Raw genomic sequence first — 9,966 nt, 5'->3', positions numbered from 1 at the left:
ACTCACCTCGAGCAAGCATATTTGCCCGTTCGCCACCTGCGATCTACCATGTCGGGGGACGCACGCGATCCCACAACGATTCGCTCGCTGGCCGTCGCCGCCGAGGACGTGGTGAACGCGTTCGTCTACACCCGTGAGAACCCTGGCCGAGCGGTTCTGCGGGCGACGCCGCCCTTCCACGGCCGAATGCGCGCCCGCCTGCACGTCTACCGGGTCGACGATTCGACCGAAACCGGTGCCGTTCACCTCGAGGCCGCGGATCTACTCGACGCCGAAACCGTCGCGGCGTATCCGACGCTCGAGGACGTCGAACAGCACGTCGACGGCGAGGCGAGTGCCGGAACGGTCCGAGAGCAACGCGCCGACGCGCTCGAAGCGTGGGCCGAACGAGCGCGGGAGTCGATCGTCGAGTCGGCGGCCTTCGAGACGGCCAATGGCCCACACCGGGTATCGGTGAGCACACTCGGGTGAATTGGCCGTCGGTGAGTACGCTCGGCTGAGAAGGGGGACGTCGTTTTCGGGCCATTCGGGCGCTATCGAGCCCGTATCCGTCATCAGTTTCACTTTCACTGCGGACGGATCGACTTCACGTTGGTCGGGTCGAATGCCAACGTATGCACACCGCTTCGACCCACGACGACTCGAGACAGCAACGCACGCGGCGAATCGACGTCACCGACCTCGACGCCGCCGGTGTCGAGGAGTTCGTTCGCACGAGCGTCGACACCGACGCCGTCTCGCTCGAGCACCGCGGCGCGCGGACCTACCTCGTCGTCGGGCAGTGAGTTGAGAACGGTTCGCGGGAGCGTCCTCGACGCGGATTTTCGAGTGGGAAGGCACTTCCGTCGGCGCCCCCTCGACTCGAGCGTGACCGACGATGCCGGGAGCGAGCGCGAGACGCGGGATGGCGACGGTGATGCCAGCCCTGGCGCCGGTGCCAGCGCCGGCGACAGCGACCGGAACCGCGACCGCACCCAGACCGATCCCCACCTCGGCCTGGACCGACCGTCTGCACCCGAAACACACACTGAACTCGACTCGAGCGAAATCGCACCCGACGTGGAACCGCCGTTTCCCGTCGAGGTGTACCCCGATCGGGAGGTGATCGTCGAGTTCGATCCCGACCTCACGTTCGAGTGCGTCGAGGACTGCACCTGGTGTTGCCACCACGGTGTCTTGCTCTACGACCGGGATCTCCTCGAGCTAGCCCAGCGGGCGAATCTCTCGGAGACGACCACCCAGTTTCGCGGCGAACCGTTCGTGACCCGCGAGGCCAAAAGCCGCGAGGAACACGTCGCCGAGGACGGCCAGGCCTGCGCCTTCCTCCGGGAGGACGGCCTGTGTTCGCTTCACATCGAGCAAGACTGGAAACCGACGCGGTGCTCAGTCTTCCCGCTGGGCGTCTGGCTCGAGGATGACGGGCTCCACGTCGATATTCGGGACTCGGCGCACGACCACTGCGAAGGTCTCGGTGTGAGCGAGCGCCGGGTCGTCGACAACCTCGAGGCGTTTCTCCCCGAACTGCTGTGGGACCTCGAGAATCCGGACAGCGACCGGGTGCTCTGAGGCGGTCTCGGAGTGGTAGCAGCCGATATTGGGATGTCCGTATAATACTATAGATTGTATAGTCAACACTCTCCGGTCGCGAACCGCGACGGCGAGAAGATAGCTATTAACCGTCGTCGTCCGAACGCCCCCACATGACAGTCTCGAGCGCTCCCGGGAAGGTCTATCTGTTTGGGGAGCACGCGGTCGTCTACGGCGAGCCGGCGGTCCCCTGTGCCATCGAGCGACGGGCGCGGGTCACCGTCGAACAGCGGTCCGACGACCGACTCCGGGTACAGGCGGACGACCTCAGTATAGACGGCTTCACCGTCGAGTACGGCGGCCAGCACGACGGCCGCCACGACGTGAACGTCCCCGAACCGCTCATCAGCGCCGCGATGGGCTACGTCGACGGCGCCATCGAACAGGTTCACGACGTCACCGGCGAGGACGACGTCGGCTTCGACGTCACCATCGAGAGCGAGATTCCGCTCGGGGCGGGCCTCGGCTCCTCCGCCGCGGTCGTGGTCGCCGCCATCGACGCCGCGACGCGGGAACTCGGGCTCACCCTCGAAACCGACGAACTGGCCGAGCGAGCCTACCGGACCGAGCACGCGGTCCAGGAGGGGCAGGCCTCCCGCGCTGACACCTTCTGCTCGGCGACGGGCGGCGCCGTCCGCGTCGAGGGCGACGACTGCCGATCGATCGAGGCACCGGAGCTACCCTTCGTCATCGGCTTCGACGGCGGCGCTGGCGAGACAGGCGAACTGGTCGCCGGCGTCCGTGCCCTCCGGGAGGAGTACGACTTCGCCGCCGACACGGTCGAGGCAATCGGCGACGTCGTCCGCAGGGGCGAGTCGGCTCTCCAGGCGGGTGACCTCGAGGAAGTCGGTCGACTGATGAACTTCAATCACGGCCTGCTCTCGGCACTCGGCGTCTCGGCGCGGGACCTCGAGACGATGGTGTGGGCCGCTCGCGATGCGGGCGCCTACGGGGCGAAGCTCACCGGCGCGGGCGGAGGCGGGTGTATCGTCGCGCTCGATCCCACCCCGGAAACGGAGACGGCCCTGCGCTTTACGCCCGGTTGTGAGGACGCATTCCGGGCCGAACTGGCCGAAAAGGGGGTGAAGCGACTCGCATGACCAGGATCGGAACCGGAACGACCGTCGTCAAACTCGGGGGCAGCGTCGTGACGGACAAGGATCGCGACGAGACGCTCGACGCAAGTTCCCTCGAGACGGCCGCCGCCGCCGTCGCGACGGCGCTCGAGTCGGGAGACGTCGACGACCTCGTCATCGTCCACGGCGGCGGGAGCTTCGGCCACGTTCACGCGAGCGAGCACGGCGTGAGCACGACCGACGGTACGCACGACGTGGGCGCCGTCCACGCGATCCACGGCGCGATGAAGACGCTCGACGGGTTCGTCCTCGAGCGATTGCTCGAGCGTGACGTCCCCGCGGTTCCGGTCCACCCCTTCTCGGTCGCATCGCGGGACGCCGAGGGCCGACTCGACCTCCCCACGGCGCCGGTTGAGACGATGCTCGCGGAGGGGTTCGTCCCCGTCCTGCACGGCGACGTCGTGAGCCACCGGGGGGAGGGCGTCACCATCGTCAGTGGCGACGAACTGATCGTCGAACTCGCAACGGCCCTCGAGGCCGAGCGCGTCGGCCTGTGCTCGACGGTTCCCGGTGTGCTCAACGACGCGGGGGACGTGATCGAGCGCATCGAGGACTACGGAGCCGTCGAGGCCGTCCTCGGCGCTAGCGAGTCCACGGACGTCACCGGCGGCATGGCGGCGAAAGTGCGGGCCCTGCTCGCCCTCGAGAGCCGTGCCTCGATCTTCGGCCTCGAGTCACTGCCGGCGTTCTTCCGCGGGGAAGGTCCGGGGACGACGATCGAGTAGTCGGCCGGCCGTCGACCGTTGCCCGTTTCGGGCCGGGCGCCGTTCATATTCAGCACCTCTCCGGAGCCGGCCCCGGCACACGAAACCCAACGGCTACCGTCCTCGAGGTGGAACGGCGCCTATGGACCGAGACATGCTCGACGACCAGCGCGAACTCGTCGACCTGATCGAAGACGCCGGCTGGGAGGTCACCGGCCTCGAACTCTCGAGTTACGACAGTCCGTGGGTCGACGAGGATGCCCCCGAGGCCGAGGTGACGATCACGGCGAGAAAGCCGTACGTCGACGGTGACGTTGGCGGAGACGGAGACGAAGATGGTGGTGGCGAGGGTGACGAGGACGACAGCCCGTTCCGGATCAACTGACGAAACTGAGGCCGCCGGATCTAACGGCGATCACCCCTTGATGTTACACACCGGGAACGTCCGAACGACCTTGTCGCCGATCCCGAGTTCGTCCGAGACGCGCACGACCTCGTCGACGTCCTTGTAGACGCCCGGGGCCTCTTCGGCCACCGTCGCCCCCGACTGGGCCTTGACGTAGATCCCCTGGCCCAACTCGAGGTCCTCGCGGACGTCCTCGCCCCAGTACTCGTTTTTGGCCTGGGTGCGACTCATCAGTCGGCCGGCGCCGTGGGCCGTCGAGCCGAACGTGAGGTCGAGTGAATTTTCGCCCCCGCGAAGGACGTAGCTGCCGGCGCCCATGCTCCCGGGGATGATCACCGGCTGGCCGACGTCGCGATAGGCTGCGGGGACGTCGGGGTGACCCGCCGGGAACGCCCGCGTCGCACCTTTCCGGTGAACGTACAATTCCCGATCTTCGCCGTCGACCTCGTGGACCTCCTTCTTCGCGATGTTGTGAGCCACGTCGTAGAGGAGGTCCATCTCCATCGACTCCCAGGGGCGGTCGAACACGTCCGCGAACACCTCGCGGGTCTGGTGCATGATCAGCTGACGGTTGACCCAGGCGTAATTGATCGCAGCGTTCATCGCCGCGTAGTACTCCTCGGCCAGCTGAGAGCCGGCGGGGGCGGCGGCGAGTTCCTTGTCGGGGAGTTGATTGAGGAGGCCGCCGTGCTGGCGCTCGATCTTCCGCAGGTAGTCGTTGCAGGTCTGGTGGCCCAGCCCGCGGGAGCCACAGTGGATGAGCACGACGATCTGGTCGCGCTCGAGACCGAACGCCTCCGCCACGCCGTCGTCGTACACGTCGGTCACCCGCTGGACCTCGAGGAAGTGATTCCCGGACCCCAGGGAGCCGACCTGGTTCTTCCCGCGATCCTTCGCCTTCTGGCTCACCATCGACGCGTCGGCGCCCGCCCGGACGCCCTCGTCCTCGCAGTGAAGGAGATCGTCCTCGACCGCGTAGCCGGCCTCGAGCGCCCAGTCCACGCCGCGCTCGAGGATCTGCTCGACGGTGTCGACACCGGTCTCGACGACGCCACCGCCGCCGAGTCCCGAGGGAACGGCCTCGAACAGGGCGTCGACTAGTTCCCGCTCGTGCCCGGCGACGTCGTCGTAGGTCAGGTTGGTCTTCATCATCCGGACGCCACAGTTGATGTCGTAGCCGACCGCTCCGGGCGAGATACAGCCGTTCTCGGCGTCCATTGCGCCCACCCCGCCGACCGGGAACCCGTACCCCTGGTGGCCGTCGGGCATACAGATCGCGTAGTTCGTGATCCCCGGCAGGTGCGTCGCGTTGTGCAACTGCTCGAGCGTCTTGTCCTCGCTAATCTCCTCGAGGAGCGATTCGCTGGCGAGTACGCGTGCGGGGACGCGCATCCCGTCCTCCTGTGGGAGCTCCCAGACGTGCTCGCGAACCTGCTCGAGCACGATGCCGTCGGCGTCGAACGTGGTGGTCATACTCGAGAGTGGGGCGCCGTCGCTGAAAGACCTTTGTGACCGCGTTCGGCGAGTCCGGCCGACGCTCGGTCAATCGGCCGCGGCCGAGACCGTGTCCTCGAGTCTGCTTTCGACGGCCTCGAGGCGGTTGTCGACGGCGTAGGGACCCGCGCCGGTAATGAGCAACACCGAGGCCATCCCGAACAGCGAGACGTGTGCCAGCACGGGGTCATCGGGCAGGGCGAATAGCGTCAGCGAAAACATGGCGATGGCGACGGCGGCGCTGGCGCGCGTGAACAGGCCGACGACGAGCGCGAGGCCGAGTGCCGCCTCGGTGAACCCGGCACCGAACACCCACAGTTCGGCCGGAACGGGGACGACGCTCGTCAGATCGTACCGGTCGACGACGGCCAGGGCGATGCCGGGGCGCAGCAGTTTCTGGCCGACGCCGAGGGTGATGAACGTCAACCCGAGGCCGACGCGGGCGATCGTCGGGGCGTACACCTCGTAGGGGTCGATTCGCGACTGGAACGCCTGGGCCACGTCGTGAACCCGGTCGATTCGGCCGTACCGCGTCCCCGGGCCGCCGGCGACGCGCTGGAGGACGTGATCGGCGCTCGGCCGTCCGCTCCCGACGAGGGCGATGGCCAGCAGGCCGCCGACGAACTCGAGTTGCAACAGGAGCGTCGGCCAGACGAGCAGTCCAACGAGGTAGGCCGCCAGGGTTACGAGGGCGACGAGGCGCGTCGCGAGACCGAACAGGAGCAGAAAGCCGAGGGCTACCTGGAGCAGACGGACATCGACCGTCACTGCGGGGCTAATGAAGTACCCCGAGAACCCCGCCCCGACCAGCGGAATGCCGAACGAGATCCGGAGCAACCAGGGAACGAACTCGGTGTACTCCCGCATGGCCGTCCGGAAGGCGGCGACGTCGTTCGGAACGGGACGAATCCGCAGGTAGAGCACCATGGCGAGACCGACGCCGATGAGGCCAGCGAGCAGCGGGCCGAGGACGGCGGGATCGCCGAGTCCGTCCGCGAGGAACTCGAGAGTCGACGTCTCTCGCTCTTCGTCGACGACGTACTCCTCGTGGGCGGTCGCGGACGTCGAGAGCCAGACCAGACCCACTCCGGCGATCCACGAGGCGGCTATTCGGTTGCGAAGTCGTCGACCGTCGAGCATGGTCGTGTCTATCCGGTCGATCGATAAAAGGACTCGAGTTGCAGCGGGCGAGACGGAGCCGGGGATACGGCCACGAGTGACTCCCTGTGGTCGCTCGATCCCGATCAGACGTCGAATACCACGTATGCCTCCCAGCCGCCATCGACGGCCTCGAGGCGCATCTCGGAGTAGGTGACGGCTTTGACCTCCCTGGCGTCGATCGTCGACAGCGGAATCCCGCGAGCATCGGCCTCGAGTCGCCAGCGGTCGGCGTGTCCGTCCCCGCTGGCTGGTTCCTCGAGTGCATCCTCGTCGCCCGTGCCCTCGCTTTCGTCCCCCGCATCCTCCTCGATCCGCTCGAGCTTCCGAACGCGGTTGTCGACAGGTAGCTCGAGGCGGACGTCCCGGAGATAGATGAGTTCGTCCAGATACTCGAAGAGGAGGGCCTCGCGGCTCTCTGCGCGCACCTCGAGTGTGAAGCGGCCGTCGCTATCTGCGTCGCTCTCCACCTCGCCACTCGAGTCGCTCCCCACCTCGCCACCCGACTCCCTGTCCGCGTCGGCGCCGGGAATCTCGTCGCACGAGGCCGCCGCCAGCCCGTCGGCCACGGCGGCGACGGTTGCCTCGAGGGTGTCGCCGCTCGCGGCGACGGCGACGTCCGCGGTGTGCGCGCGAAGCTCGTAGCTCATGGGGAGTCGTTCCGTCGCCAGCGTGCTATGTGCATCGGTTCCGCGAGGCTCGAGCGGTATCGTTTCGCGACCGCCAACGACGTCGTTCACTCCGTTTCCGCGAGGAACGCCTATCCGGCCGCCGGTGGAATTATATTGGCGACGGTGGTACGGTTGGTTAGTGAGCGTCAACATCGACAGTCGCGTCGTCGAACCCGGTAGCGACGAGTTCGTCGACTCGGCCTGGGAGCTCAAGGAGACGATCAGCCAGGCCGAGGGGGTGCTCAAGCAGCGACGCAACTTCTTCGTCGACGCCTACCGGCGCTCGACGGTCCACTGCTACGTCCGAAACGGGACCGAACTCGTCGGGTTCGCCGCGGTTCGACGCGACGGCTACATCCTCTTTCTGGCCGTCTCGCCCGACTGTCGGGGCGAGGGCATCGGCAAACGCCTCGTCGCCCAGGTCGCCGAGGACCACCGCTCGATCACCTGCCACGCCCGCACGACCAACGAGAATGCTCTCCAGTTCTACGAACACCTCGGCTTCGAGATCAAGCGCCGCATCGACAACTACTACGAGGACGGCGGCGACGCCTACTACCTCAAACTCGGCTCGAGCGCCGGGCTCTCGGATCGAATTTCGGAACTAATTCGTCGGTAGCGATCGGCTTCTCTCGACTGTCGCGACTCTCTCGAGCGACGGCCATTCGGAAACGCCTATATGCCAGTGCCGCCGACTACCGGGGACGCATGGAGGAGCGCACGCGGGCCTATCTTCGGGGGCGGTTTCGAGACCATTACCGACGGACGGAGATCACCCCGCCCCCGGAGGCGAACGAACGCGAGTGGGGCTACATCCCCTGGACGGAGGGCCCCAAGACCACGATGGTTCGTCACCGCTCGCTCCTCGAACTCGGCTCGCTCGAGGACTTCCTCGAGCGCAAGCGCCCGCAGCACGTCTACTTCTCGGTCGGTCGCTACCGCGACCCCGGCGCGAACTCGATGAGCGCGAAGGACTGGCGCTCGTCCGATCTGGTTTTCGACCTGGACGCCGACCACCTGCCGAGCGTGACCCTCGGGGAGGATTCGTACGCCGAGATGCTCGAGAAGTGCAAGGACGCCCTGTTTCGCCTGCTCGACTTCCTCGAGGACGACTTCGCCTTCGAGGACCTGGAGGTCGTCTTTTCGGGCGGGCGGGGCTACCACGTTCACGTCCGCGACGAGTGCGTTCAACAGTTAGAGAGCGACCACCGCCGGGAGATCGTCGACTACGTCCGTGGGATCGGTCTGGAGTACGACGCGCTGATCGAGACCGAGACCGTCGCCGGACTGGGCCGAAAGACGCCCACCCAGCGTCGCCACCTCTCGATCGACGGCGGCTGGGGCCGACGCACCCACCGGCGGTTCATGGCCTACGTCGACGACCTGCTCGACCTCGAAGAAGCGGACGCCCTCGAGAAGTTGCAGTCGTTCGACGGTATCGGCGAGGGGAAGGCCCAGGCGACGCTCAACGCTGCTCGGAACAACCGATCGGAACTCGAGGCGGGGAACGTGACCGTCCACACGGCGGTCTCCCAGCTCGCCGAGCGCTTCGCCGACCAGGCCGTCGAGGCCGACAATGCGCCGATCGACGAACCGGTTACGACCGACACGAATCGCCTGATTCGACTGCCGGGGAGCCTCCACGGCGGCAGCGCGCTCGAGACGCGACGAATCGACAGGGACGACCTGGCCGAGTTCGACCCGCTGGTCGACGCCGTCCCCGAGACGTTCAGGGGCCACGAGATCGCCGTCGACGTGAACCGCGGCGGCGAGGTCGAACTGGGGGGCGATATCTTTACAGTCCAGGAGGGTGACCAGTCACTACCGGAGTACGTCGCCATGTTTCTGATGGCACGTGGTCGCGCCGAAAAGGAGAAAGAATGAACCAAGAATGAATCTCGACGAGTTACGCACGGTGCAGAGCAAGGAGCGCCAGAAGGACAGCCTCCAGCACCTGCGTCCGTCATTTTACAAAGAAGTCGGCGAGTACATCGCGAACCTCGAGGCCGAGCGCGAGCGCGTCGCCGAGGCCGCCGACGACCCCTTCTCTTCGCCCGAGGTCGGGCGCCTGACGGACGAAATCGAGACGGCGAAGGACGTCGTCGAGGCCATCTATGAGCGTCGGATGGGGAAACTCGTCAAGCAGGCCAGTCTTTCGGCGGCCGGAATGCCCGCCGACGACGAGGGACTGACCGCGGAGGAATCGGACCTGTTCACGGACCTCGTCGACCGTATCCAGGGCAACAAACAGCGCGTGCTCGACGTGCTCGACGGGAACGAGGACGCGGTCGCGGAGACAACGGCCGCGAGCGAGTCGACCGTGCCCGATCCGTCAGCCGATCCCGGCGACGCGCTGGCCGACGTTGCCGGGTCCGCGAGCGACGAGTCGACCGCCGACCCGTCGTCGGAGGGGTCGGTCAGCGTCGCCGACGCCATGGGCGGAGACCTGCCCTCGAGCGACGACGCGGATGCCGTCGATGCCGCCGAGGCAGGGACCGCGACTGGAGTGGGAGACGCCGGCGACGACGTCCCGCCACCGCCGCCGGACGAACCGCCTGCGGACCGCGAGGACGCTGGCGACGCCGAACCCGGTGCCGAGACGACGGGAGCCGAGGACTCGAGCGGTTCTGCACCAGACGTCGACCGCGTCACCGTCCGCATCACGCGTGACGTGGGCTCGATCCTCGGGATCGACGACCGCGAGTACACCCTCGCGACCGACGACGTCGTCACCCTGCCCGAACAGAACGCCACGCCGCTGGTCGAGCGCGAGGCGGCCGAACCGCTGGAGTGACTCTCGAGTAATCTCG

Annotated in this window: 12 protein-coding genes; 9 read left to right on the top strand and 3 right to left on the bottom strand. The window is 67.1% G+C overall.

Translation table 11 applies throughout. From position 1 onward, the window contains the following. Positions 1-48 precede the first annotated feature (48 nt). The 6 genes from ACFQO4_RS03945 to ACFQO4_RS03920 all read left to right on the top strand — a co-directional run bounded on the left by ACFQO4_RS03945 (position 49) and on the right by ACFQO4_RS03920 (position 3,812). On the top strand, positions 49-471 hold the full coding sequence (locus tag ACFQO4_RS03945; RefSeq protein ID WP_500259674.1) for a DUF8009 family protein: 423 nt from the start codon (positions 49-51) through the stop codon (positions 469-471). Between the two features lie 143 nt (positions 472-614). Further along, positions 615-785 carry a hypothetical protein gene (locus tag ACFQO4_RS03940; RefSeq protein WP_253433598.1) on the top strand — a complete coding sequence of 57 codons (171 nt, stop codon included), beginning with the start codon at positions 615-617 and terminating at the stop codon, positions 783-785. A gap of 274 nt (positions 786-1,059) precedes the next feature. Further along, a complete protein-coding gene (locus ACFQO4_RS03935; protein ID WP_500260452.1) occupies positions 1,060-1,566 on the top strand; it encodes a YkgJ family cysteine cluster protein in 507 nt (168 codons plus the stop codon). A 134-nt stretch (positions 1,567-1,700) separates the two neighbouring features. Further along, positions 1,701-2,687: a mevalonate kinase gene (mvk, locus tag ACFQO4_RS03930; RefSeq protein ID WP_500259673.1), complete on the top strand. Its 987-nt coding sequence runs from the start codon at positions 1,701-1,703 to the stop codon at positions 2,685-2,687. Beyond that, on the top strand, positions 2,684-3,448 hold the full coding sequence (locus ACFQO4_RS03925; RefSeq protein ID WP_500259672.1) for an isopentenyl phosphate kinase: 765 nt from the start codon (positions 2,684-2,686) through the stop codon (positions 3,446-3,448). Before mvk ends, ACFQO4_RS03925 begins: the two co-directional genes overlap by 4 nt. A gap of 121 nt (positions 3,449-3,569) precedes the next feature. Further along, entirely contained in the window at positions 3,570-3,812 is a 243-nt protein-coding gene (locus ACFQO4_RS03920; protein WP_500259671.1) for a hypothetical protein, read from the top strand. A gap of 30 nt (positions 3,813-3,842) precedes the next feature. Here ACFQO4_RS03920 and ACFQO4_RS03915 read toward each other — a convergent pair whose 3' ends face one another. The 3 genes from ACFQO4_RS03915 to ACFQO4_RS03905 form a co-directional block, all read right to left on the bottom strand. Then, positions 3,843-5,306, bottom strand: a complete 1,464-nt coding sequence (locus tag ACFQO4_RS03915; protein ID WP_500259670.1) for an RtcB family protein — start codon at positions 5,304-5,306, stop codon at positions 3,843-3,845. A gap of 69 nt (positions 5,307-5,375) precedes the next feature. Next, complete coding sequence (locus ACFQO4_RS03910) at positions 5,376-6,467, bottom strand: DoxX family protein (RefSeq protein WP_500259669.1); 1,092 nt, start codon at positions 6,465-6,467, stop codon at positions 5,376-5,378. A 104-nt stretch (positions 6,468-6,571) separates the two neighbouring features. Beyond that, positions 6,572-7,135, bottom strand: coding sequence for an archease (locus ACFQO4_RS03905; protein WP_500259668.1), 564 nt, complete (start codon positions 7,133-7,135; stop codon positions 6,572-6,574). A gap of 160 nt (positions 7,136-7,295) precedes the next feature. On the opposite strand from ACFQO4_RS03905, the gene ACFQO4_RS03900 reads away from it, so the two are divergent. From ACFQO4_RS03900 to ACFQO4_RS03890, 3 genes are all read left to right on the top strand, one after another. Next, positions 7,296-7,775, top strand: a complete 480-nt coding sequence (locus ACFQO4_RS03900; protein ID WP_312912230.1) for a GNAT family N-acetyltransferase — start codon at positions 7,296-7,298, stop codon at positions 7,773-7,775. A gap of 89 nt (positions 7,776-7,864) precedes the next feature. Beyond that, a complete protein-coding gene (gene priS, locus ACFQO4_RS03895) occupies positions 7,865-9,040 on the top strand; it encodes a DNA primase small subunit PriS (RefSeq protein ID WP_500259667.1) in 1,176 nt (391 codons plus the stop codon). 7 nt (positions 9,041-9,047) lie between these two features. Continuing rightward, complete coding sequence (locus ACFQO4_RS03890; RefSeq protein ID WP_500259666.1) at positions 9,048-9,950, top strand: DNA replication complex subunit Gins51; 903 nt, start codon at positions 9,048-9,050, stop codon at positions 9,948-9,950. The last annotated feature ends 16 nt before the right edge of the window (positions 9,951-9,966 follow it).

The organism is Saliphagus sp. GCM10025334 (assembly GCF_042663485.1).
Lineage (GTDB): Archaea > Halobacteriota > Halobacteria > Halobacteriales > Natrialbaceae > Natronosalvus.
This window is presented reverse-complemented; position numbering and strand designations above follow the sequence as displayed.